This is a genomic window from Mesorhizobium sp. USDA 4775 (genome assembly GCF_054062655.1).
On sequence record NZ_JBSSFM010000001.1, the window covers coordinates 2,718,100 to 2,739,479 of the forward strand.

At 63.8% G+C, this 21,380-nt stretch carries 22 protein-coding genes and 2 pseudogenes; 14 read left to right on the forward strand and 10 right to left on the reverse strand.

The genetic code is table 11. The annotated features are described in order from the left end of the window. Positions 1–24: 24 nt before the first annotated feature. The 3 genes from ACVILI_RS12965 to ACVILI_RS12975 all read right to left on the reverse strand — a co-directional run bounded on the left by ACVILI_RS12965 (position 25) and on the right by ACVILI_RS12975 (position 2,660). A complete protein-coding gene (locus tag ACVILI_RS12965) occupies positions 25–381 on the reverse strand; it encodes a DUF488 domain-containing protein (protein ID WP_038645327.1) in 357 nt (118 codons plus the stop codon). Between the two features lie 22 nt (positions 382–403). Further along, complete coding sequence (locus ACVILI_RS12970; protein ID WP_457102463.1) at positions 404–1,660, reverse strand: aminopeptidase; 1,257 nt, start codon at positions 1,658–1,660, stop codon at positions 404–406. An 85-nt stretch (positions 1,661–1,745) separates the two neighbouring features. After that, positions 1,746–2,660, reverse strand: coding sequence for a LysR substrate-binding domain-containing protein (locus tag ACVILI_RS12975; RefSeq protein WP_240564781.1), 915 nt, complete (start codon positions 2,658–2,660; stop codon positions 1,746–1,748). 96 nt (positions 2,661–2,756) lie between these two features. Here ACVILI_RS12975 and ACVILI_RS12980 point away from each other — a divergent pair, with 96 nt between their 5' ends. The 3 genes and pseudogenes from ACVILI_RS12980 to sbmA all read left to right on the forward strand — a co-directional run bounded on the left by ACVILI_RS12980 (position 2,757) and on the right by sbmA (position 5,553). Beyond that, positions 2,757–2,981: a hypothetical protein gene (locus ACVILI_RS12980; protein ID WP_019856916.1), complete on the forward strand. Its 225-nt coding sequence runs from the start codon at positions 2,757–2,759 to the stop codon at positions 2,979–2,981. A 117-nt stretch (positions 2,982–3,098) separates the two neighbouring features. Continuing rightward, positions 3,099–4,179 (forward strand): annotated as a pseudogene (locus ACVILI_RS12985) (YbfB/YjiJ family MFS transporter). 114 nt (positions 4,180–4,293) lie between these two features. After that, positions 4,294–5,553, forward strand: a complete 1,260-nt coding sequence (gene sbmA, locus ACVILI_RS12990; RefSeq protein ID WP_019856917.1) for a peptide antibiotic transporter SbmA — start codon at positions 4,294–4,296, stop codon at positions 5,551–5,553. Between the two features lie 30 nt (positions 5,554–5,583). Here sbmA and ACVILI_RS12995 read toward each other — a convergent pair. After that, positions 5,584–6,589: pseudogene (locus ACVILI_RS12995) on the reverse strand (polysaccharide deacetylase family protein). A 236-nt stretch (positions 6,590–6,825) separates the two neighbouring features. Between ACVILI_RS12995 and ACVILI_RS13000 the strand changes: the two are divergent. Both ACVILI_RS13000 and der read left to right on the forward strand, forming a co-directional pair. Beyond that, positions 6,826–7,491 (forward strand): tetratricopeptide repeat protein, encoded by a 666-nt coding sequence (locus ACVILI_RS13000; protein ID WP_019856919.1) that lies wholly within the window; start codon positions 6,826–6,828, stop codon positions 7,489–7,491. 63 nt (positions 7,492–7,554) lie between these two features. Further along, positions 7,555–8,994, forward strand: coding sequence for a ribosome biogenesis GTPase Der (gene der / locus ACVILI_RS13005; RefSeq protein WP_019856920.1), 1,440 nt, complete (start codon positions 7,555–7,557; stop codon positions 8,992–8,994). Positions 8,995–9,012: 18 nt separating this feature from the next. Here the strand turns inward: der and ACVILI_RS13010 are convergent, their stop codons facing one another. Beyond that, positions 9,013–9,930, reverse strand: a complete 918-nt coding sequence (locus ACVILI_RS13010) for a LysR substrate-binding domain-containing protein (RefSeq protein ID WP_038645336.1) — start codon at positions 9,928–9,930, stop codon at positions 9,013–9,015. A gap of 120 nt (positions 9,931–10,050) precedes the next feature. On the opposite strand from ACVILI_RS13010, the gene ACVILI_RS13015 reads away from it, so the two are divergent. The 7 genes from ACVILI_RS13015 to ACVILI_RS13045 all read left to right on the forward strand — a co-directional run bounded on the left by ACVILI_RS13015 (position 10,051) and on the right by ACVILI_RS13045 (position 15,650). After that, the gene (locus tag ACVILI_RS13015) at positions 10,051–11,343 is read left to right on the forward strand and encodes an MFS transporter (protein ID WP_038645337.1); all 1,293 of its coding nucleotides are present in this window, start codon (positions 10,051–10,053) and stop codon (positions 11,341–11,343) included. Positions 11,344–11,488: 145 nt separating this feature from the next. Next, complete coding sequence (locus ACVILI_RS13020) at positions 11,489–12,673, forward strand: cell wall hydrolase (protein WP_019856923.1); 1,185 nt, start codon at positions 11,489–11,491, stop codon at positions 12,671–12,673. Positions 12,674–12,929: 256 nt separating this feature from the next. Further along, positions 12,930–13,337: an AtpZ/AtpI family protein gene (locus ACVILI_RS13025; protein WP_010914825.1), complete on the forward strand. Its 408-nt coding sequence runs from the start codon at positions 12,930–12,932 to the stop codon at positions 13,335–13,337. Between the two features lie 84 nt (positions 13,338–13,421). Then, positions 13,422–14,180 carry a F0F1 ATP synthase subunit A gene (locus ACVILI_RS13030; RefSeq protein WP_019856924.1) on the forward strand — a complete coding sequence of 253 codons (759 nt, stop codon included), beginning with the start codon at positions 13,422–13,424 and terminating at the stop codon, positions 14,178–14,180. A 76-nt stretch (positions 14,181–14,256) separates the two neighbouring features. Continuing rightward, the gene (locus ACVILI_RS13035) at positions 14,257–14,481 is read left to right on the forward strand and encodes a F0F1 ATP synthase subunit C (RefSeq protein WP_013896722.1); all 225 of its coding nucleotides are present in this window, start codon (positions 14,257–14,259) and stop codon (positions 14,479–14,481) included. Between the two features lie 67 nt (positions 14,482–14,548). Then, on the forward strand, positions 14,549–15,148 hold the full coding sequence (locus tag ACVILI_RS13040) for a F0F1 ATP synthase subunit B (RefSeq protein ID WP_038645349.1): 600 nt from the start codon (positions 14,549–14,551) through the stop codon (positions 15,146–15,148). A gap of 10 nt (positions 15,149–15,158) precedes the next feature. After that, complete coding sequence (locus ACVILI_RS13045; RefSeq protein ID WP_019856926.1) at positions 15,159–15,650, forward strand: F0F1 ATP synthase subunit B; 492 nt, start codon at positions 15,159–15,161, stop codon at positions 15,648–15,650. Between the two features lie 122 nt (positions 15,651–15,772). On the opposite strand, the gene ACVILI_RS13050 is transcribed toward ACVILI_RS13045, so the two are convergent. Both ACVILI_RS13050 and ACVILI_RS13055 read right to left on the reverse strand, forming a co-directional pair. Continuing rightward, positions 15,773–16,468, reverse strand: coding sequence for a ribonuclease HII (locus ACVILI_RS13050; RefSeq protein ID WP_038645351.1), 696 nt, complete (start codon positions 16,466–16,468; stop codon positions 15,773–15,775). A gap of 153 nt (positions 16,469–16,621) precedes the next feature. Continuing rightward, positions 16,622–17,776 (reverse strand): PA0069 family radical SAM protein, encoded by a 1,155-nt coding sequence (locus ACVILI_RS13055; protein ID WP_027046604.1) that lies wholly within the window; start codon positions 17,774–17,776, stop codon positions 16,622–16,624. A 150-nt stretch (positions 17,777–17,926) separates the two neighbouring features. Here ACVILI_RS13055 and ACVILI_RS13060 point away from each other — a divergent pair, with 150 nt between their 5' ends. Next, a complete protein-coding gene (locus tag ACVILI_RS13060; protein WP_019856929.1) occupies positions 17,927–18,454 on the forward strand; it encodes a glycosyltransferase in 528 nt (175 codons plus the stop codon). 144 nt (positions 18,455–18,598) lie between these two features. Next, positions 18,599–19,573: a hypothetical protein gene (locus ACVILI_RS13065; RefSeq protein WP_038652318.1), complete on the forward strand. Its 975-nt coding sequence runs from the start codon at positions 18,599–18,601 to the stop codon at positions 19,571–19,573. Positions 19,574–19,604: 31 nt separating this feature from the next. On the opposite strand, the gene moaB is transcribed toward ACVILI_RS13065, so the two are convergent. The 3 genes from moaB to ACVILI_RS13080 are packed head-to-tail and all read right to left on the reverse strand — an operon-like array spanning position 19,605 to position 21,251. After that, complete coding sequence (gene moaB / locus ACVILI_RS13070; RefSeq protein ID WP_019856931.1) at positions 19,605–20,150, reverse strand: molybdenum cofactor biosynthesis protein B; 546 nt, start codon at positions 20,148–20,150, stop codon at positions 19,605–19,607. A 1-nt stretch (position 20,151) separates the two neighbouring features. After that, on the reverse strand, positions 20,152–21,039 hold the full coding sequence (locus tag ACVILI_RS13075; protein ID WP_038645353.1) for a 4-(cytidine 5'-diphospho)-2-C-methyl-D-erythritol kinase: 888 nt from the start codon (positions 21,037–21,039) through the stop codon (positions 20,152–20,154). A gap of 26 nt (positions 21,040–21,065) precedes the next feature. After that, positions 21,066–21,251: a membrane protein gene (locus tag ACVILI_RS13080; protein ID WP_019856933.1), complete on the reverse strand. Its 186-nt coding sequence runs from the start codon at positions 21,249–21,251 to the stop codon at positions 21,066–21,068. Positions 21,252–21,380 lie beyond the last annotated feature (129 nt).

Genomic DNA, 21,380 nt, shown 5'->3' on the forward strand with positions numbered 1-21,380 from the left:
CGGCCTCAGAAAGGTCCGGCCGCCTCAGCCCATACCGCGTAGATACTCCGACAGCGCCACCGCATTGTTGTGCGCCTCATCATGCGCGCCGTAGAGCAGCGTCACCTTGCCCTCGCGGAGCAAGTCGCGCAGCGTCGCCACCGCCTCACCATTCCCGTCCAGCTCAGCCCCGTACCGCTTCCGAAATTCCGCCCAACGCTCCGGCTCGTGCCCGAACCACTTCCGCAACGCTTCGCTCGGCGCGATCTGCTTCAGCCACAGGGCCAGCGCGGCATGCTCCTTGCTGACGCCGCGCGGCCAGATGCGATCGACCAGCACCCGCTGCCCGTCATCGGCAGCGGGCGGCTCGTAAATCCGCTTGACCATCAGGTCGAAAGCCATTCGACCTCCCTACGCCGAACCCTCAGGCCCACTCGCCCTTGCGCATCACCGGCACGCGGCTGCCGTCCTTGTGCACGCCGTCAATGTCGATCTTGTCCGAGCCGATCATCCAGTCGATGTGGATAAAGCTCTTGTTGCCGCCGCGCGCGGCGATCTCGTCTTGGCTGAGCGAGGCGCCGTCGACGAAGCATTCGGAATAACACTGGCCGAGCGCGATGTGGCAGGCGGCATTTTCGTCGAACAGCGTGTTGAAGAACAACAGGCCGCTGGCCGAGATCGGCGAGGAATGCGGCACCAGCGCGACCTCGCCGAGACGGCGGGCGCCCTCGTCGGTGTCGAGCACTTTCTTCAAGACATCTTCGCCTTTCGACGCCTTGGCCTCGACGATCCTGCCTTCTTCGAAACGCACGGAGATCTCGTCGATCAGCGTGCCTTGGTAGGACAGCGGCTTGGTCGAGGAGACATGGCCCTCGACGCGCCTGGCATGCGGCGTGGTGAAGACCTCCTCGGTCGGGATGTTGGGATTGCAGGTGATGCCGTTCTTGGCGGTCGAGGCACCGCCCATCCATTCATGGCCGTCCGCCAGCCCGACCGTCAGGTCGGTGCCCGGTCCGGTGAAATGCAGCGCATGGAAATTATGGCCGTTGAGCCACTCGGTGCGGCCGCGCAGCGCGGCATTGTGCGCCTTCCAATCGCCGATCGGGTCTTCCACGTCGACCCGCGACGCCGCGAAGATCGCGTCGGCGAGTTTCGCCACCGCGACATCGTCGGCATCTCCGGGAAACACCTGCTTGGCCCAGGCGAGATCCGGGTATGCGACGATGTTCCAGTTGATGTCGAAGCCGGTGATCTTTTCCAGCGCCGGCTGGTAGGCCATGGAATTGGCCTTGTTGGCGCGCGCCACTTTTGCCGGGTCCTGCGCCGACAGGAGCGACGGATCCTCGCCGCGCACGGCAAGCCTGGCGGCATTGTTGGAAAAAGCCTTCGCCATGCCTTCATACAGCCAGCCGGCCGCGCGGTCGAAGCTGGCATCGGCGCCGAAGCGGTAGCGCGCCAGCGTCATCTCGTCGTCATTGAAGATCGGCGTCACCAAACCGGCACCGGCCTTGTAGGCATGCTCGACGATGCGCCTGGTCAGCGGCAGGGCCGCGATCGACGAGGTCAGTACGAGATCCTGGCCGGGCTGCAATTGCAGGCCGACCTTGATGGCGACTTCCGCCAGCCTGTCGAGCTTCACCGGGTCGATCGTTGCGGAAACGCCGCGCGAATGTGTGGTCATGATCCTGCCTGCCGTGATGTGGGAATCTGACCCATACATAGACCGCTGCCATGATCCTTTCCACCAGGTTTGCGGTGGGCCAAGCTTAAGCAGCGCTTTCGAGTGATCCGAACTGCGCCATCGTCGCCTCGATCTCTTCCTTGATCCAGGCCTTGAAATCCCGGACCTTGCGGCTCTCCGTCTTGGCCGACGCGGTCACCATCCAGTAGCCGAGCCCGCTCTGGGCGCGGATGCCGAACGGCGCCACCAGCCGCCCGTCGGCCAGCGCATCCGCTGTCAGCAATTGCCAGCCCAGCATCACGCCATGGCCGGCAATCGCCGATTCCAGGCACAGCATCGGGTCTGTGAAGCGCGCGCCTTTCTGGAAGGTGACGGGCGCGACACCGGCTGCCGCGAACCAGCTCTCCCAGTTGATCATCGCCCGCTCGTCTGTAATGGCGCAGGTCTGGGCAAGGTCCTCGATCGACTTCAGTTTCCGGGCGATGTCAGGTGCGCAGACCGGGAACACTTCCTGCGCCAGGAGCAGTTCGGCTTGGCCGCCGGACCATTTGCCGTCGCCAAGCCGGATGGCGATGTCGACGTCGGAATGGTCGAGATTGGCCAGCCGCACCGACGCGTCGATGCGCAACAGCACATTGGGATGGCGGTCGAAGTGACGCGACAGCCTGGGCAGCAGCCATTTCGAAGCGAAGGCCGGTGCCGCCGAGACGACCAATGTGCATTGGCTCGCTTCGTCGGCCAGCGCCACGGCCTGAGCAAGCTCGCGAAATCCAGCCCCGAGGCGGGTCGCGAAGACGGCGCCGAACTCGGTCAGCACCAGACCACTTGCCGTGCGCTCGAACAGCGCCTGGCCGAGCTGCTTTTCGGTGCGGCTTATCTGCTGGCTGACGGCGCTGACGGAAACGTTGAGCTCGCCGGCGGCCGCAGCAAGCGAGCCGAGACGGGCTACGGTTTCGACGGCGCGAAGGCCGTTGAGATGAACGCGGTTGAGCATGGCCATTTGAGATTTTCTAAACCGTTCCGGCTGAAATCTCAATTGAATGACGAGAGGGAACGGCAGACTTTATCAATGGGAGCCAGATCCGAGGAGCCGGAAATGTCAAGGCTGTTGTCGTCGCTGAAGGTTCTGTTCGCCATGGGCACGCCGTCCGGGTCGCGCGCGCAGAACGACACGCAGACATGGCTGACCGATCCGCTGTCGCATCCCGTGCTGAACACCATGTCGGAGCGTGAATTGGGCGACGTGCCGTTCAGGCTGACGGCCCGGCGAACGGTGCACGAGACCGCTTCGTTGCATGCCGGTTTGGGTGGGCGCAGCTAAGCCGATGACGCGCCTTCAGCTCAATTAGGAGTCGAACCCGCCGCGCCTCTCTGCGCGCGCACTGGCCCAACGGATGGTGGATTGTTTCAGCGATCCCTGCATTTATTGTGCGCTGCAATGAGATCGGCTACCTCAACAGCGCTGCGCTTCACCGTCGCCGGCATGATCGCGATGGCGGTGGCCATGGGCATCGGCCGCTTCGTCTATACGCCGATCCTGCCCGGCATGATGGAAGAGCTGCATCTGTCGCCGGCCAATGCCGGGTGGATCGCCTCGGCCAATTATCTCGGCTACCTCATCGGCGCGTTTGTGGCGGCGGGCGGCTGGGCGCATGGCCGCGAGCGTCTGCTGATGCTGGGCAGTCTTGGCGCCAGCACCGTCCTGGCGGCGCTGATGGGGCTGACCGACGCCATGGTCGCCTTTCTCCTCATCCGCTTTCTGGCCGGTCTGGCCAGCGCCTTCGTCATGGTGTTCATGGCCAGCATCGTTTTCAGCCACATCGGCGGTGCTGGTCACCGAGCATGCCGGCTGGGCCGCGGGCTGGTTGTGGTCGGCGGCAATTTCAGCTTGCGGCTTCGTGGTCGTGACGCTGCTGACGAACGAAGGCCCGCTGGCCAACGGCCAAGCCGTCCGTGAGCCGGCCCTGCCGAAAGACCGGTCGCTGATGAAGATGATCGTCGCCTACGGCCTGTTTGGGTTTGGCTATGTGGTGACGGCGACGTTCCTGGTCGCCATCGTCCGCCAGGGCGGCGGCAGCCGCGTCTTCGAGGCCATGGTCTGGCTGGTCGCCGGCCTCGCCGGTTTTCCCTCGACCTGGTTGTGGCAGAAGATAGCCGGACGGGTCGGGCTCAATGCAGCCTATGCGTTGGCATGTTTCATAGAAGTGATCGGCGTCACCGCCAGCGTGGCGCTTGGCGGATATTCCGGGCCGCTGCTTGGCGGTCTGCTGCTCGGCGGCACCTTCATCGCCATCACCGCGCTTGGCCTGCAGGCCGCCCGCCAGCAGGCGCCACAGGCACCCCGGCGCATCTTTGCCTTGATGACGGCGTCGTTCGGCCTTGGCCAGATCGTCGGCCCGATCGCCGCCGGCCTTTTGGCGCAGATGTCAGGCAATTTCTTCCTCGCTTCGATTGTCGCTGCGGCCATGCTGGTGGTCTCCGGCGTCATCACGTGGTCGGCCGTGCCAAAATCGCCATGATTTGTGGTCTTGCTCTGCGCCGGGCATCGGGCAGGCATTTTCTTTCCCCCTAATGTGTGACTTTATGCCCGCCGAAGTCAGCTGATTTGCCCATCAAGCAAGGAATTCGCCACAGTGTTCGTATCCTTCTTCCCGCAGCCGAAGCTCTTCTTCTCTTCGGCCGCCATCTGGAGCCTTGCGGCGATCCTGTTCTGGTTTTTCGGCGGTGAGCAATTGGGCGCGATTTTTGGCCTGCCGGCAGCCGCCGCCGACGCGCCGCCCATCATCGGTATCGCCGTTCTCGTGTCGAAGCCGTTCCTCTGGTTCTACATCTACTTCGTGGCCTGCGTCGCCATCTTCTACGCATTCTGGAGCTGGTATTCGCCGCATCCGTGGCAGCGCTGGTCGATCCTGATGACGGCGGTCATCCTGTTCTTCATCTATTTCAATGTGCAGGTCAGCGTCGCCGTCAACGCCTGGTACGGGCCTTTCTTCGACTATGTGCAGGGGCTGATGTCAGGGACCGGAAAATCGACCAACGGTGAATTTTATACCGGGCTGGCCGACTTTTCCTGGCTGGCGCTGGTCGGCATGAATGTGCAGGTGGTCAATGCCTTTATCGTCAGCCACTGGATCTTCCGCTGGCGCACGGCGATGAACAACTACTTCATCGAGAACTGGGCTAGGCTGCGCCATATCGAGGGTGCTTCGCAGCGCATCCAGGAAGACACGATGCGGTTTTCGCAGATCATGGAAGATCTCGGCTCCAGCTTCGTCCAGTCGATCATGACCTTGATCGCCTTCCTGCCGGTGATGATCCAGCTGCAGGCCCATATCAGCGAATTGCCGATCATCGGCGCGATCCCGCAGCCCCTGGTGGTCGCGGCGCTTGCCTGGTGTCTGTTCGGAACGATCTCGGTGATGATTGCCGGCCTGAAACTTCCGGGGTTGCAGTTCCGCAACCAGCGCGTCGAAGCCGCCTACCGCAAGGAACTGGTTTACGGCGAGGATCATGTGGATCGTGCACAGCCTGCCACCACCGCCGAGCTGTTCGCCAATGTCCGCCACAATTATTTCAGGCTCTATTTCCACTACATCTATTTCAACGTCGTCCGGTACACCTACCTGCAGGCCGACAACATCTTCTCGCTGCTGATCCTGGGTCCGTCACTGGTCGCGCACAAGATAACGTTCGGTGCGCTGAACCAGATCTCAAACGCCTTCGGCAAGGTGACGGGTTCGCTGCAGTTCCTCCTCACCTCGTGGTCGACCATTGTCGAGCTGCAATCGGTCCATAAGCGCCTGCGCGCCTTCGAGGCGACTCTGCTGGGCGAGCCGCTGCCCGATATCGATCAGCGCTATCTGGCAAGGCAGGGCGCCGAAGATCCGGCATAGTAAGGGTTTGACGTAAACCGGGTTGGCGGCTCAGCCGCCAACCGAGGCTTGCTTCTGGCCGGCAGCCTGCCGCGCGATATAGTCGTGAAAACTGATGCATTCGACGTCGGCCTTGACGCAGACCTCGCCGGCGAAGCGCTCCAGCGCGTTCCAGTAGGCTCCGTCATTCATCAGCGTGAAGTGGAAGCCAAGTTCCAGCGGAATGCGCTTGCCCTGATATTGCGCGTCGAAGGCGGCGCGAAACGCCTGATAGGTCCGCTCGGCGAACTCGTCCGCCTTGCTCGGCTTTTCGAAGCCGCCGGAATGCCTGACATAGAGATTGTAATCCATGGCGATCACCGGCCTTAATTTCGGTCCTTCCGGGATCTGCGGCAGTGAAAAGCGGGTGATGCCGCCGATGGTCGGCGGCTGGACAGGCCCTTGCGAGACGCCGCTGGCGTCAAACTCGTAGCCGGCGGCGGGCAGCGCCTCGTAAAGCGCCTTGCTGGCCGACAGATAGGGCGCGCGGAAACCGACCACGGAATGCCGGGCGAAATCGCGCCAGCCGGCGGGTTCAGGTGCGATGCCGTTGATTGCATAGGCGTTCTCGAGAATGTGTGCGAACGAGGCGAATTCCTTCAGCCAGTCGGCCTTGCTCCAGTCCTTGCCGTCGAAATGGCCGCAGGCGTGGCTGGCGATATCGTGGCCTTCATGCGCGGCGAGGCCGATCTGTTCCAGCCGCTCGGCCACCTCCCGTTTGGAAGCGGCAAAGCCGATATTGGATTTACCTGCTGTTTTGCCCGGTGCGGTGTATTCGTTGCGTGTCTCCGGCGACAGCAGGAAGACGCAGGAGAGAAAATAGGTGAAATGCGCGCCGGTGCGCTCCGCCAGAGCGCGGCTGCGCTTCCACTGCGATGTCGCGGGCGCTGTCGAACGAGATGATGACCACCTGCTTCGGCTTTGCCGGCATTGGCGGTGCGGGCGGATCGGCTAGAGCGGCGCCGGCACAGGCGAGGGAGGCAAGCGCGAACGCAGCAACGCGGGACAAACTGGGCATCGGCAAACTTACAGGCTCCGGGCGGTCACAAGCCGGCTATCCCCGAATTGTGGCGTGGGTGCGATTGGGCTTTTTGGGCGGTTTGGCCGGGCAAACATCCGTTTCCCCCGGCCAAACATCCGTTTGCCCCTGGGGAATAGGCGATTTTCCGGCCGAACCCCTTCCATGCCGACAAAATTTCGCTAAAACGCGGGCTCATGAACCGCCCCGGCCCGGGGCAAAAGTGGTTTTGATTGATGTCCGACGACAGTTTTATCCGTGAAGTCAACGACGAGATGCGTCGCGAGCAGGCGCAGAAGCTGTGGGACCGTTTCGGCCCGGCTTTGCTCGTCATCGCGATCCTCGTGGTGCTCGGCACCGCTGCCTTCGTTGGCTATCGCTATTGGGACGAGACGCGCGCCAATCGCTCCGGCGATGCCTTTTCGCAGGCGCTGAAGCTGGCCAATGACGGCAAGAACGACGAGGCGCTGGCCGCGCTCGACCAGCTGGAAAAGGATGGCTACGGCGCCTATCCGCTGCTTGCTCGCATGCGTGCCGCCACCGTCAAGGCGAGCAAGGGCGACACTGCTGCCGCCGTCAAGGATTTCGACGATGTCGCCGCCGACACCGCCATTCCCCAGGGCATTCGCGACATGGCGCGGCTCAGGGCAGCGCTGCTGCTCGTCGACCACGGTTCCTTCGCCGACGTCTCCAGCCGCGTCGAGGCGCTGACATCGGACACCAACACGCTGCGCCACACGGCGCGCGAGGCGCTCGGCCTTGCCGCCTGGAAGGAAGGCAAGACCCAGGATGCGCTGAAACTGTTCGACCAGATCGCGGCCGATGACGGAGCCCCGCGCAACACCCGCGAGCGGGCAACGCTGATGTCCGAGCTGATCCGCGGCTCGGGCAATGCCTCGTAAGTGCATGTCGCCCAAAAGTGTGCAGCGGTTTTGGGACAACGACATGCATGATTGTAGGACCGTATGACCTTCAAAGTCGCCATCATCGGCAGACCTAACGTCGGCAAATCGACCCTTTTCAATCGGCTGGTGGGAAGGAAGCTGGCGCTTGTCGACGACACGCCGGGCGTCACCCGCGACCGTCGCGTCCATGCCGCCAAGCTTTACGATCTGCATTTCGATGTCATCGACACAGCTGGTTTCGAGGACGCCGGCGCATCGACCTTGCCCGGCCGCATGCGCGCGCAGACCGAGATCGCTATCCACGAAGCCGACCTGATCTTCTTCACCATCGACGCCAAGTCCGGCCTGCTGCCCGACGACAGGACCTTCGCCGAGATCGTGCGCAAGTCCGGCAAGCCGGTGGTGCTGGTCGCCAACAAGGCCGAGGCCAAGGGCGCGCAGGGCGGCATGCTGGAGGCCTGGGAACTCGGGCTGGGAGAACCGATCCCGGTTTCGGCCGAACATGGCCAGGGCATGCCCGATCTGCGCGATGCTGTGATCGCGGCGATCGGCGAGGCGCGCGCCTTCGGCGAAGACGAAGAGGGCGAAGACGACGAGATCGCCGCCACCGAGGTGCTGATCGGCGAGGACATTGCCGACCCTGACGCCGAGGATGTGCACACCTACGACGACACCAAGCCGATGCGCATCGCTGTCGTCGGCCGCCCGAATGCCGGCAAGTCGACGCTGATCAATGCGCTGATCGGCGAGGAGCGGCTTTTGACCGGACCGGAAGCCGGCATCACCCGCGATTCGATCTCCGTCGACTGGGATTGGCATGGCCGTCGGCTGAAGCTGTTCGACACGGCCGGCATGCGCCGCAAGGCCAGGATCCACGAAAAGCTGGAAGTGATGTCGGTGCAGGACGGCTTGCGCGCCATTCGTTTCGCCGAGATCGTTATCATCGTGCTCGATGCCACCATTCCCTTCGAGAAGCAGGATCTGCAGATCGCCGATTTGATCATCCGCGAGGGCAGGGCGCCGGTGATCGCCTTCAACAAATGGGACCTGATCGATCATCCGCAGGAGCTTCTGGCGGAACTGCGCGAGAAGACCGAGCGGCTGCTGCCGCAGGTGCGCGGCATCCAGGCGGTGCCGGTCTCGGCCGAGACCGGGCGCGGCCTCGACAAGCTGATGGATGCGGTATTGCGGACCCACAAGGTCTGGAACAGCCGCGTCTCAACCGGCAAGCTCAACCGCTGGCTGGAAGCCATACTGGCGCATCACCCGCCGCCCGCCGTTGCCGGGCGCCGGCTGAAGGTCAAGTACGTCACCCAGGCCAAGACGCGGCCGCCGGGCTTTGTGGTCCAGTGCTCGCGGCCGGATGCGATGCCGCAATCCTATGTGCGCTATCTCTCCAACAGCCTGCGCGAAGCCTTCGACATGCCAGGCGTGCCGATCCGCATCGCGCTGCGCACCTCGGACAATCCGTTCGCCGGCCGGGCCAAGAAGCGCAACTGAGCGTCGGTACTCGTCCGATCAGGCGACCGCACGCAAGCCCACAGTCCGCGCATTGCCCGGCAAGGCCTGCCGTGCCGCCTCCAGCAATATGTCGGCGAGGCGGGCCGCCACCGGCTCGGGTTCGGCATCCCGGCGGTGCAGGAACAACGCCATCTTGGGCAGCGCCGGCAGACCGGCAATCTCTGGCGTCATCGCACTGACGCTGGCCGGCAGGCCGATATCGGTGCGGATCGTCAGCCCCAGCCCCGCCGCGACAGCCGCCCATATGCCGCCAAGGCTCGGGCTGGAGAAGGCCATGCGCCAGGGCAGCCCGGCGCGGTCGAGCGTTTCCGTCGCCACCGTGCGCAACAGGCATGGCGCCTCGAGCGCCACCAGCGGCAGCGGTTCTCCGTCGCGCAAACTGGTCTCGATGCGCTTTGCCGGGCCGATCCAGCGCATTGGAACATCGGCGACATGCTCGCTGTAGGGCAGCGTCTGGCCGCTGTGCCAGGCGAGAGCGAGGTCGAGGCTGCCTGACATCACCCTTTCGGCAAGCTCGTGGCTGCGCGCGATCCTGGCCTCGATCTTGACCTTGGGGTGGGCGCGGGCGAAGCGGCCGAGCACGTCCGGCAGCACCGCCTCGCCGAAATCCTCCTGCAGGCCGAGCCGCACCCAGCCCTCCAGTTCGACATCGTGGATGGCCGCCGCCGCCTCGTCATTTAGTTCGAGCAGCCGCCGCGCATAGCCGAGCATAGTCTCACCGGCCTCGGTCAAGGCCAGCCCACGCCCCGATTTGCGGAAGATCGGCGTCGCTGCCTGCTCTTCCAGTTTCTTCAATTGCGCGCTGACCGCCGAGGTCGACCGGCCAAGCCGGTCGGCGGCCTTGGCAAAGCTGCCCAGCTCCATGCCGGTGACAAAACTGCGGAGAACGTCGAGGTCGAAGGTCACGCGTTGCATGGAAAACGTCCTGCTTTTCAGGATTGATAGTCAAAAACTTCCTGATTTTAAGGATAAACCTATGGCGTTAGAGAAATGCCGTCAAGGTCCAGGCGACTGGGCCGTCACGGGAATGAAACCATGTCCGCCATCCTCGACTGCACCGACAAAGACACGCAGAAATTGCTGGGAGGCAGTGCTGCCGGCCCTGCCGGAAGGGTGTTCAGCCCCGGCCACCGCTGGAAGGTCCTGGGCATCGGTGTCGCCGCCAACGCCAGTTTCTCGGCCACCTTCTCCGGCATACCGGCAACGGCGGTCGTGCTGCGTCAGGGCTACCACCTAAGCAATGCCGAACTTGGCCTGGCACTCGGCCTTCTCGGCTTGGGCGTTGCGCTCAGCGAATTGCCCTGGGGCTTGCTCACGGATCGCTGGGGCGATCGCCGCGTGCTCCTGATCGGGCTTGGCGCGACGGCGGCCTGGCTCCTTGCCATGGCCATGCTCGTTGTGCCGACAAGGTCGGGCGTTCCCGATGTCATGCTCCTGTCGGCAAGCCTGCTCCTCACCGGACTGCTCGGCGGCAGCGTCAACGGCTCGAGCGGCCGCGCCATCATGGGCTGGTTCCGGGAAAACGAGCGCGGTTTCGCCATGAGCATAAGGCAGACGGCGGTGCCACTCGGCGGCGGTCTCGGCGCGCTTGTCCTGCCGTCGCTTGCGCTTGCTTTCGGCTTTTCTGCGGTGTTCGCGCTGCTGGCCGGCGCCTCCGCTCTCTCCGCGCTGTTTGCCTGGCGCTGGCTGCACGAACCGCCAACGACGGGTCACGTCGTTACGTCCGCCGTGGCCGGACCGGCGCCGCTGCGCAACATCGAGGTCTGGCGCATCGCCACCGCCATCGGCCTGCTCTGCTTCCCGCAAGTGGCGGTGCTTACTTTCGCATCGGTGTTCCTGCACGACTTCGTCGGGCTGGGGACGGCGGCGATCAGCGCGAGCCTCGCAGCCGTGCAGATCGGCGCCATGGTCATGCGCGTCTGGAGCGGCGGCTTCACCGACCGCCATGGCAACCGTCGCCAGTTTCTGCGCTCGTGCGGTGCGCTCAGCGGGTTGGCCTTCTCTGTGCTTTGGCTGATGGTCCTGACCAGCCCCGCATTGCCGGGCGGCCAGTCCTTTCTGATCGCCGTCCTTCCCTTGGTGTTGATTGTCGCGGGCATCTCGGTCTCCGCCTGGCATGGTGTCGCCTATACCGAGCTTGCCACGCTTGCCGGCGCCGGCCATGTCGGAACCGCGCTCAGCCTGGCTAACACCTTTGTCTTCGTTGGCTTCTTCCTTGTGCCGGTGGCCATTCCGGGGTTGCTGCACCTCTGGTCCTGGTCCGGTGTCTGGCTGTCGGCTGCCGTCTGCGCGCTGATCGCCTGGCCGGTCTTCCTGCGACCCGCCTGAACGCTCCGGCCGTAAAACCGCCCGACTTCGAAACCACGACCTTGAGCCGACTGAGAAAACCCGATCGATCCCGTTAACGTCCCATCAAGGTTAATGCATCATTTTGCTCTCCAGTGGGGTCAGTAGCGTTCCTGGAGAGAGTTCCGTGCATCGACGCGTCTTGAAGCGGCTTGTCGCCGCCGCCGGTGAGAAGAAACGCAATTTTGTGTCTCCTTTCATCATCGGCCTCGGCATCTGGATCGGCTTCCCGACCGTTGCCGCCTATCAGGACATGACCAGTCTCGTCTCCGGCCTCGAATCGCCGACCGCGCGCTGGAATTCCTATGTCGAGAGATCCGTCGCCGGTTCGACCCATGCCGCCGAGATGCCCTTTGTCGATTCCGACGTCACCGGCTCGATCTCCGGATCGGGCATTCATCTGGCTGGCGTCGGCAACGTGTCGTTTCGCGGCAAGGGCGGCAAGGTCAGTGGCTCGCCCGACGAGGACCGCGTGGTGCGCGCCGACAAGAAAGGCCGCATCGTCCAGGTGTCTCCCGTTGCGCCGCCGAAAAACTTCAACGCCGGTTCGATCTTCCAGCGGACCTCTTCCTTGATGCGGCCGAGCATGGACGGCGGCCTGAAGATGGCTTTCGCCAAGCCGCAGATCAAAGGCAAGGAAATCCAGATCGCCGCGGAATTCCACGCGCGTGAGGACAAGAAGCCGGATCCCGGCGTGCCGGCCATGCTTGCCGCTTTGGTCAACAACGATCATCCGGATGTTCTGGCGACGGCCTACGCGCAATCCGAGCCGGACTATGCCAAGGCCTCGCCCTTCGAAGCTCTGCTGCAGGATGAGCAGCCCAATAGCGGCCGCTTTATTCCGCCTATGGCCAAGGGCGACCATTCATGGATCCAGAACCCGCTTCCGGCCAGCGTCTTCTCCAAGCCTGAGCAAAAGTGCCTGGCCAATGGCATCTATTTCGAGGCGCGGAGCGAATCCGTGCGCGGCCAGGCCGCCGTTGCCCAGGTCATCCTCAACCGCGTGCGCAACCCGGCCTATCCCAATTCGATCTGCGGCGTGGTCTACCAGAATGACAGCTGGTTCAACCGCTGCCAGTTCTCCTTCGCCTGCGACGGCCGAAAGAAGCGCATCGAAAGCCCGGCCGCCTACAAGACCGCGCAGGACATCGCCATGGCCGTCACCGCCGGCAAGATATTCATTCCCGAGGTCGGATCGTCGACCCACTACTATGCCCAATATGTCCATCCGGGCTGGGCGCGCACCATGCAGAAGATGACCAAGATCGGCCTGCATATCTTCTACCGCACCTATGGCGGCGGCTGGAGTTGAGAGCTCGCCGGCCGATGGTCTTTTCCATCGGCCACAGGCTCGATCAGGGAGCCATTGCCGAGAGGATTCGCACGGCACATCCCCATCATCGCGACGGGCACGATGTCGCACCTCACTAATTAATTGATTTTATTGCTTAAAATACATGGCAATGATCTTCCGCCCGTGGCTTGACGGGCGCAAACCCTCTAACTATGTTGCCGGCGACTTTAGAAGCGGACGGACGGTGACGGTCTGACCGGGCAGGGGGGTTGCGATGGCCGATAAAAGCAGGCCAGACGGAACCGGAGAAACCGGCCGCGGCAAGCAGCATGAACCTGACATCCGCGACGACGATCTTGAGCGACGTCGGCGTGAACTTGAAGCATCGCTTGCGACAAGGCTGCCGAACCGGCTCGAGGGGAAAGACGACGCGAAAGCGGGCAGTGCGGCCGGATATGGCCAGGCGGTCAAACTCTCCAGTGAATTTATCGCTGGTGTGGTGGTGGGCGCCGGCATCGGCTGGATCATCGACCGTATGGCGGGGACATCGCCGTGGGGTCTGATCGTTTTCCTGCTGCTTGGTTTTGGCGCCGGCGTGCTCAATGTCATGCGTTCAGCGGGCGTTGTGGCAGAATTCGGACAGGGCGATAAATCGCGCTCTGGCCGGGACGACAGCAAATGACCGCCCTTCAGGCGGCATTCGGAAATAGCCGCCCTCGTGCGGCAATGGTAATTTGGCCGTACGCGGCATTGACGGGGTTAGAACGTGGCAGCTGACAAGGTCGATCCGATCCACCAGTTCCATATCATCAAGCTGGTTCCGATTAACATCGGCGGCTACGACCTGTCCTTCACGAATTCGGCATTGTTCATGGTCGCGACCGTGGTCGTCGCCGCCGCGTTCCTGTTCCTCACGACATCGAGCCGCAGCCTGGTTCCCGGCCGCCTGCAGTCGATCTCCGAGATGGCCTATGAATTCGTCGGCAACATGCTGCGCGATGCCGCCGGCACGCAGGGCATGAAGTTCTTCCCCTTCGTGTTCTCGCTGTTCATGTTCGTGCTGGTCGCCAATCTGCTCGGCCTGTTCCCCTATTTCTTCACCGTCACCAGCCACATCATCGTCACCTTCGGCCTCGCCGCCTTGGTGATCGGAACCGTGGTGGTCTATGGCTTCATGAAGCACGGTCTCGGCTTCCTGAAACTCTTCGTGCCGCATGGCGTGCCGGTGTTCTTGCTGCCGCTGGTGGTGCTGATCGAAGTCATCTCCTTCGTCTCGCGGCCGGTCAGCCTCTCGGTTCGTCTGTTCGCCAACATGCTTGCCGGTCACATCACGCTGAAGGTGTTTTCGGGCTTCGTCGTCAGCCTATCCGCTCTCGGCGCGGTCGGCGTCGCGGGCTCGGTCCTGCCGCTGGCCATGGCGGTGGCGCTGACGGCGCTTGAATTGCTGGTCGCCTTCCTGCAGGCCTACGTCTTCGCGGTGTTGACCTGCATGTATCTCAACGACGCCCTGCATCCCGGGCATTGAGGAAAAGTTTCCGGCCCAACGACGTCGGCGCCGGATGGAAACGCAACGGAATTTCAGATCCAAAGGAGTTGAACAAATGGACGCAGAAGCAGCAAAGTACATCGGCGCCGGCATCGCTTGCCTGGGCATGGGTGGCGCAGGCATTGGCCTGGGCAACATCTTCGGCAGCTACCTGTCGGGCGCGCTGCGCAACCCGTCGGCTGCTGATGGCCAGTTCGGCCGCCTGATCTTCGGCTTCGCCGTGACCGAAGCTCTGGGCATCTTCTCGCTTCTCATTGCGCTGCTGGCCCTGTTCGGCTGAGCCAGGCTTTGGGAAGATTGGACAGGCCGGCCGCGCGAGCGGCGGGCCTGATATCTGGGGATAGTCCATGTTCGTGACATCTGCCTTCGCGCAAGAGTCCGCGCCATCAGCCGATACCAGCCACGCCGCGACCGGAGCCGATACGCACTCCGGTACCAGCGTGCCTGCCGAAGCGCATGGCGCATTTCCGCCCTTCGATCCTGCGACTTTCCCGTCGCAGCTTCTATGGCTGGCGATCACTTTTGGGCTGTTCTACCTCTTCCTGAAGCGGGTCGTGGTGCCGCGCGTCGGCGGCATCATCGATGTCCGCAACGATCGCATCAGCCAGGACCTCGATCAGGCAGCGAAGTTGAAGGGCGAGGCCGACGCCGCCGTTGCTGCCTACGAGCAGGAACTGGCGGAAGCCAAGAAGAACGCCAGCTCGATCGGCCAGCAGGCCGCCGATGCTGCCAAGGCGGAAGCCGAGACCGCACGCAAGAAGATCGAGGCCGCGCTCGACGAGAAGCTTGGCGAAGCCGAGGCGCGCATTTCTTCCATCAAGGCCAACGCCATGAAGGAAGTCGGCAGCATTGCCGAGGACACTGCTTCGGCGATCGTCGAGGCCCTGGTCGGCGGCAAGGCCAGCAAGGCCGAGATCGCGGCCGCGGTCAAATCCGTGGGCCGGTGAGGAGCGCATCATGGACGCTACATCTCTCGCAACGCTTTGGGCCACGATTGCCCTTATCATCTTCCTGGGCGTCGCCATCTACATCAAGGTGCCCGGCCTGATCGCCAAGGCGCTCGACGCCCGCGCTGCCAGGATCAGCAGCGAACTCGATGAGGCCCGCAAACTGCGCGACGAGGCCCAGCAACTGCTCGGCCAGTACAAGAAGAAGCGCAAGGAAGCCGAGCAGGAGGCTGCCGACATCGTCGCGGCCGCCAAGCGCGAGGCCGAAATGCTCGCCACCGAAGCGCACAAGAAGACCGAAGACTATGTTGCCCGGCGCACGGCACTTGCCGAGCAGAAGATCGGTCAGGCAGAGCGTGATGCGGTCGCCGAGGTGCGCGCCAGTGCCGTCGACATCGCCGTCGAAGCCGCCCGCGCGCTGCTCGCCGCGAAGGTCGACGTCAAGGCCGGAGCCGACCTGTTCAAGGCTTCGCTCGCGGATGTGAAGGCCAAGCTGAACTAGGCTGACAACATTTGGAAATCAGAAAGCCGCCGGGGCAACCTGGCGGCTTTTTTGTTTCAGCGCTGAGGTCAACGCTATCGATCTCCGAACGAGAGCGGAGATCGCCCACTCGGCCAGTTTGCTCAATCGAGCTCTGCGAAGCTCTCTTCTTCGGTCACTTCCGCCCCGCCCAGCCTGAACGGCGCGAACGACACGCGGTGCAGCCGTGCAACCGGGCCATGCGCCTCGATCGCCGTGCGGTGGCGGGCCGTGGCATAGCCCATATGGACCTCGAAGCCGTAGCGGTCGTGGTAGCTGCCGCAGCCGCACATCATGCGGTCGCGCATCACCTTGGCGACGATGGAGGCGGCGGCGATCGATTGCGAGCGCTGGTCGCCCTTGATCAAGGCGCGGCCGTCGCAGGGTAATCCAGGCGGCACGTCGCGTCCGTCGGCAAGCGCGAGCTTCGGTCGAACCGACAGCCCGACCAGAGCGCGGCGCATCGCCTCGAGGCTGGCCTTGAGGATATTGCTGCCGTCGATGCCCTCGGCGCTGATCGAGGCCATCGAGACCGCTTGCGCGGAGCCGAGGATGCGCAGGAACAGTGCTTCGCGCTGCAAATGGCTGAGCCGTTTGGAATCGTCGAGGCCTTCGGGGATGTTGGCAGGATCGAGCACCACAGCCGCGGCGACCACCGGCCCGGCCAGAGGACCGCGGCCAGCCTCGTCCATCCCCGCGACTGGCCAAAGCCCATCAGCCATCGCCTTCGTCTCGAAGGAGAAATCGGGTTTCTCGACGATTTCGAAGAGAAGCGGAGAATCGGAACGCGCGCGAGCCATGTTGCGGCGAGGTTCGCATCGGCTCCGATTCTCCGCAAGTCCCTCCGGGTCGGGTGGGGCGCCGGACCGGGAGGGCACCGTCTGCAGGCCGGGGCAGGCCGGACGGGATTTTGTGCGCCGTGGCAGCTCAAACCGCCGCGGCGAATTGCAGTCTCACAGCAGCATCAGCTGCTCCTGGTCCTTTCCGGCGGCGACGAACTGGTCGGTGCGCAGCGTGCGCCGTTCGGTGTTGAGGCCAAGCCGCTTGGCGGTGATTTCGAAGCGGCGGCCGATCTGCCAGGCGTAGGGTCCAGCGCCCTTCATGCGCTTGCCCCATTCCGAATCGTAATCCTTGCCGTCGCGCATCGAGCGGATCAGCGACATCACGTGGCGGTAACGGTCGGGATAGTGGCGCAGCAGCCAGTCCTTGAAGATCGGGCTGACCTCCAGCGGCAGACGCAGCACGACGTAACCTGCCTCGCGCGCACCGGCGGCGTACGCCGAATCGAGGATCCGCTCCATCTCCTGGTCGGTGAGGCCGGGGATGATCGGCGCCACCATGACCGAAGCCGGAATGCCGGCGTCAGAAAGCTGCCGGATCGCTTCGAGCCGCTTGGTCGGCGTCGACGCGCGGGGCTCCATCGTCCTGGCCAGTATGCGGTCCATTGTCGTCACCGACAGCGCCACCTTGGCCAGCCCGCGTTCGGCCATGCGCGACAATATGTCGATGTCGCGCGTCACCAGAGCGGATTTGGTGACGATGCCGACCGGATGGCCGCGCGCTTCCAGCACTTCCAGGATCTCGCGCATGATCCGGTACTGTTTCTCGATCGGCTGGTAGGGATCGGTGTTGGTGCCGATGGCGATGGTGCGCGGCTGGTAGCCGTCCTTCGACAGTTCCTTGTCAAGCAGCCGCGCCGCATCCGGCTTGGCGAACAGCTTGGATTCGAAATCCAGCCCCGGCGACAGGCCCATGAACGCATGCGTCGGCCGCGCGAAACAATAGACGCAGCCATGTTCACAGCCGCGATAGGGGTTGATCGACCGGTCGAAGGAGATGTCGGGCGATTCGTTGCGGGTGATGATGGTGCGCGGCTTCTCCACCTGCACCTCGGTCTTGAACGGCGGCAGTTCCTCCAGCGAACTCCAGCCATCGTCGAACACATGCCGGCTGACCGGTTCGAAGCGGCCGGACGGATTGATGCCCGCCGACCGTCCGCGGTTGCGGTCCGGACGGATGCGCATGCCACTCTGCTCGATCATCGCATTGGCCATTTCGGCTCGCCCTGCCCCGAAGGCTGCAATGTCGGCGCGCACGATCGGTTCCATCTTGGCCCGCTCCCAGGGACTGTCCATGTTGTTTCGAATCGCTCTGCTCATGAAATTATTCCTATTTTGCCGATGAGAACAAAGCAAGAACTTTTTATGCTGCGCCGCAAAAACTGGCGCTGTGCGCGGCTTTCCGCTATTCGGCTAAATATGCTCAGTGTTCTCATCGAAACCCGCAATGACGAGGAGGCTCTCGCCCGTACGCTCGGCTCGCTGATTGGCGGCGCGGTGGAGGGCGTGGTGCGCGACGTCATCGTCTGCGACACCGGCTCCACCGACCAGACGCATCATGTCGCCGAGCATGCTGGCTGCCACTACGTAGCAAGCGGCGGCATCGCCGCCGGGATAAGGCAGGCCAAGGGCGATTGGCTGCTGTTGCTGGAGCCGGGCGCGCGGCTGGTGGAGGGCTGGATCGACGCGGTCGTCGCCCACACGGCGAGGCAAACCATGGCGGCACGGTTTTCTCGCGCGCGCGGCAGCCGCGCGCCGTTCCTCGCCCGGGTCTTTTCGGGAAACCGCGCGCTCGCCGACGGGCTGGTGATCAGCAAGCGCCAGGCGGCGTCCCTGTCGAAAAACGCCGGCAGCGCCGAGGCGCTGGCGCGTGGCCTGGCGACGAAGAAGCTCGAAGCCGAGATCTGGGTGGCGCCGCCCAAGCAGCAGCCCCGGGCGCCGAAGTGATTTTTTGCACCTGCTCTGTTTATTGTGCATTGCACAAAATCTGACGCGAGGTTAGCCTTCCCCGAGGTGGGTGAATTGGGTTTGGGTCATGCGAGTGGTGGGCACCGATGCGGCATCGGTGTCACCCTCATGGAAGAGGACCCGATGACCCTTTCAACGCCTGACGAATCCGGAGCCGCCAGTCTCGAGGCGATTGCGCGCAACGGCAGCCTGCTGCGGCGCATTGCCGTGCGCATTCCGACCTATCTCACGGACCTGCGCGAAAACCCTGCCTGGTTGCCGATGTTCATGCTCGCGCGCACCATGCCTGGGCGCCGGATGCATTGGCTGGGCGCAAAGCGCGCGCGTCCTGCCGACAATGTCGGGGATACGATGTTTTCCGGTGTCGCGCGGGCGGCGGTGGTCGATGCGTTGCGTTCCGACGGCCTGTTTTCAGGCCTGGTCCTGCCGCCGGCGATCCATGAAGAGATCGCGGATTTCGCGGCGCGCACGCCTTGCTTCGGCAATTTCGACCGCCGCCTCGAATTCATGCCGGGCGACCATGCGCAGGCCAAAAAACGCCTCGGCCGCTCTCTGCTCAGCGGGCACTATTTCGAGCGCATCCTCGACTGCCCGGCCGCACTCGCCGTACAGCGCGATCCGCTGCTTCTCGACATTGCCGCGCACTATCTCGGCGCTCAGGCGAAACTGATCACGACGCGCGTCTGGTGGAGCTTTCCGACCGGCGAAGCCTCGGACGCCGACAAGAACCTTGCCTCGCTCGGCAAGTATCACTTCGACCTCGACGACTGGCGCATGCTGAAGTTCTTCTTCTACCTCAAGCCGGTCGACGCCGACACCGGGCCGCATGTCTATGTCAGGGGCAGCCACAGGCGCCGCGCCATCAAGCACCAGCTCACCCTGTTGGTCGGCCATCCCGCCCAGGAGGTGCTGGGCGTCTATGGCGAGCAAAGTCCGGTAACGCTGACCGGCGAAGCCGGCCTCGGCTTCGTCGAGGACCCTTTCGGCTTCCACATGGGCACCGTGCCGGCGCGCACGCCGCGGCTGATGATGGAAGTCGGCTTCGGCGTTTCACGCCCCTCGCGCCGGCGCTTTCATGGCGAGCCGGTGATCCGCTGAAGGCTGACTGTTGGAAGTGCAATTTCGCGTATTACTTTCCGCGCCGCAGATGCTCGTCCAGGCGCGGCATGATCTCGACGAAGTTGCAGGGCGTGTGGCGGTAGTCGAGCTGCGCCTTGAGGATGCCGTCCCAGGCATCCTTGCAGGCGCCGGGCGAGCCCGGCAGCACGAAGACGAAAGTGGCGTTGACGACGCCGCCGGTTGCCCGGCTCTGGATCGTCGACGTGCCGATCTTGTCGTAGGAAATGCGGTGGAACACTTCGGAAAAGCCATCCATGCGCTTTTCGAAGATCGGCTCCAGCGCCTCCGGCGTCACGTCGCGCCCGGTAAAGCCGGTGCCGCCGGTGGTGATGACGACATCGATGGCCTTGTCGCGCGACCACGCCAGCACCGTATGGCGGATTTTGTCGCGGTCGTCGGTGACGATATCGCGGGCGGCCAGTATGTGGCCGGCCTCGGTGATGCGGTTGGCCAGCGTCTGGCCGGATTTGTCGTCGGCAAGGCTGCGCGTGTCCGAAACCGTCAGCACCGCGATACGCACCGGAACGAACGAACGGCTCTCGTTGATCCCAGCCATTTCACTCAGCCTCCGATGACATGCTGCGCGTCGCCGCGACGAACCAGTCGGGCTGGCGGCTGCGGATTTCGGCCGCCGCGCGCTTGGCGACATTGCCGGTCTCGAACAGGCCGAAACAGGTCGCGCCTGATCCCGACATGCGTGAAAAGCCTGATCCGGCCTTATCAAGCCATGACAGCGCGCGGCCTATGGCGGGCTGCAGCGCAAGCGCAGCTGGCTCCAGATCATTGCGGGTAATCTCCAGCCAGTTGCGCAGGCTATGGAAATCGATGCTGCGCGGCAGCGGCGGCAGGGGCTCGTTGTCGCGGCGGGACAGGGCCGCGAAGACATCCGCCGTCGAGACCGGCGTGCCCGGATTGACCAGCACCAGTCCCAGCGCCGAAAAGTCCGGCACCATCGACAACTCGTCACCAATGCCGCGCGCCACCAGCGGCTTTGCCGCCAGACACATCGGCACGTCGGCGCCAAGCGAAAGGCCGATCCGCGCCAGGCCGGCGTCGTCCATATCCGGGGCCCATGCCTGCGCCAGTCCGCGCAACACGGCCGCCGCATCGCTCGACCCGCCGCCGACGCCGGAGGCAACCGGCAGGTTCTTTTCCAGCTTTATCGAGACGGGCGGAGTTCGCCCGGAGCCAACCTCTCGCCGCAAGGCATCGCGCGCCTTGAGCACAAGATTGCTGGCGTCGAGGGGAACCGCTGGCGCGTAGCGGCCGGACACGGCGAAATCGTCGCTATCGGCGAGCGCGATCTCGACCCTGTCGCCGAAGCGCGTGAACACCGCCAGGCTTTCGATCAGGTGATAGCCGTCAGCACGCCTGCCGGTGACATGCAGCGCCAGATTGATCTTGGCGTGCGCGTGCCAGGTGCGCGAACCGATCTCGGTGTCCACGGCGTCAGTCGTATGGGGGATGATGCTCAGTCCTTGGCCAGCCGGTATTCGCCGGTCTTCGGGTCCTTGACCAGCGTTCCCATCGCGCCATTGGCCGCCTGCTTTTCGGTGCGCCGTACCTTGGCCGTCACACGCTCCGCTTCCCGGATGAAGGTGCGGTAGCCGAAATAGGCGGCGGCGCCAACGACGGCGAAGAAGATGATCTGCGGCATGTCACAACTCCTACCACGCTGGGCCGGCGAAGGCGGCCGGTCGGGTCGGTTGATGCATGTCGCCCAAAACTGTGTCCGGTGTTGGGAAAACGGCATGCATAGGACTTCAAACCTTCATGCTAGACGCTT

What these genes read in the sequence shown, in the direction of transcription:
- ACVILI_RS12965 (WP_038645327.1), bottom strand. Translation starts at nt 381, where the DNA reads ATGGCTTTCGACCTGATGGTCAAGCGGATTTACGAGCCGCCCGCTGCC.
- ACVILI_RS12970 (WP_457102463.1), bottom strand. Translation starts at nt 1,660, where the DNA reads ATGACCACACATTCGCGCGGCGTTTCCGCAACGATCGACCCGGTGAAG.
- ACVILI_RS12975 (WP_240564781.1), bottom strand. Translation starts at nt 2,660, where the DNA reads ATGGCCATGCTCAACCGCGTTCATCTCAACGGCCTTCGCGCCGTCGAA.
- ACVILI_RS12980 (WP_019856916.1), top strand. Translation starts at nt 2,757, where the DNA reads ATGTCAAGGCTGTTGTCGTCGCTGAAGGTTCTGTTCGCCATGGGCACG.
- ACVILI_RS13000 (WP_019856919.1), top strand. Translation starts at nt 6,826, where the DNA reads ATGTCCGACGACAGTTTTATCCGTGAAGTCAACGACGAGATGCGTCGC.
- der (WP_019856920.1), top strand. Translation starts at nt 7,555, where the DNA reads ATGACCTTCAAAGTCGCCATCATCGGCAGACCTAACGTCGGCAAATCG.
- ACVILI_RS13010 (WP_038645336.1), bottom strand. Translation starts at nt 9,930, where the DNA reads ATGCAACGCGTGACCTTCGACCTCGACGTTCTCCGCAGTTTTGTCACC.
- ACVILI_RS13015 (WP_038645337.1), top strand. Translation starts at nt 10,051, where the DNA reads ATGTCCGCCATCCTCGACTGCACCGACAAAGACACGCAGAAATTGCTG.
- ACVILI_RS13025 (WP_010914825.1), top strand. Translation starts at nt 12,930, where the DNA reads ATGGCCGATAAAAGCAGGCCAGACGGAACCGGAGAAACCGGCCGCGGC.
- ACVILI_RS13035 (WP_013896722.1), top strand. Translation starts at nt 14,257, where the DNA reads ATGGACGCAGAAGCAGCAAAGTACATCGGCGCCGGCATCGCTTGCCTG.
- ACVILI_RS13040 (WP_038645349.1), top strand. Translation starts at nt 14,549, where the DNA reads ATGTTCGTGACATCTGCCTTCGCGCAAGAGTCCGCGCCATCAGCCGAT.
- ACVILI_RS13045 (WP_019856926.1), top strand. Translation starts at nt 15,159, where the DNA reads ATGGACGCTACATCTCTCGCAACGCTTTGGGCCACGATTGCCCTTATC.
- ACVILI_RS13050 (WP_038645351.1), bottom strand. Translation starts at nt 16,468, where the DNA reads ATGGCTCGCGCGCGTTCCGATTCTCCGCTTCTCTTCGAAATCGTCGAG.
- ACVILI_RS13055 (WP_027046604.1), bottom strand. Translation starts at nt 17,776, where the DNA reads ATGGAACCGATCGTGCGCGCCGACATTGCAGCCTTCGGGGCAGGGCGA.
- ACVILI_RS13060 (WP_019856929.1), top strand. Translation starts at nt 17,927, where the DNA reads ATGCTCAGTGTTCTCATCGAAACCCGCAATGACGAGGAGGCTCTCGCC.
- ACVILI_RS13065 (WP_038652318.1), top strand. Translation starts at nt 18,599, where the DNA reads ATGACCCTTTCAACGCCTGACGAATCCGGAGCCGCCAGTCTCGAGGCG.
- moaB (WP_019856931.1), bottom strand. Translation starts at nt 20,150, where the DNA reads ATGGCTGGGATCAACGAGAGCCGTTCGTTCGTTCCGGTGCGTATCGCG.
- ACVILI_RS13080 (WP_019856933.1), bottom strand. Translation starts at nt 21,251, where the DNA reads ATGCCGCAGATCATCTTCTTCGCCGTCGTTGGCGCCGCCGCCTATTTC.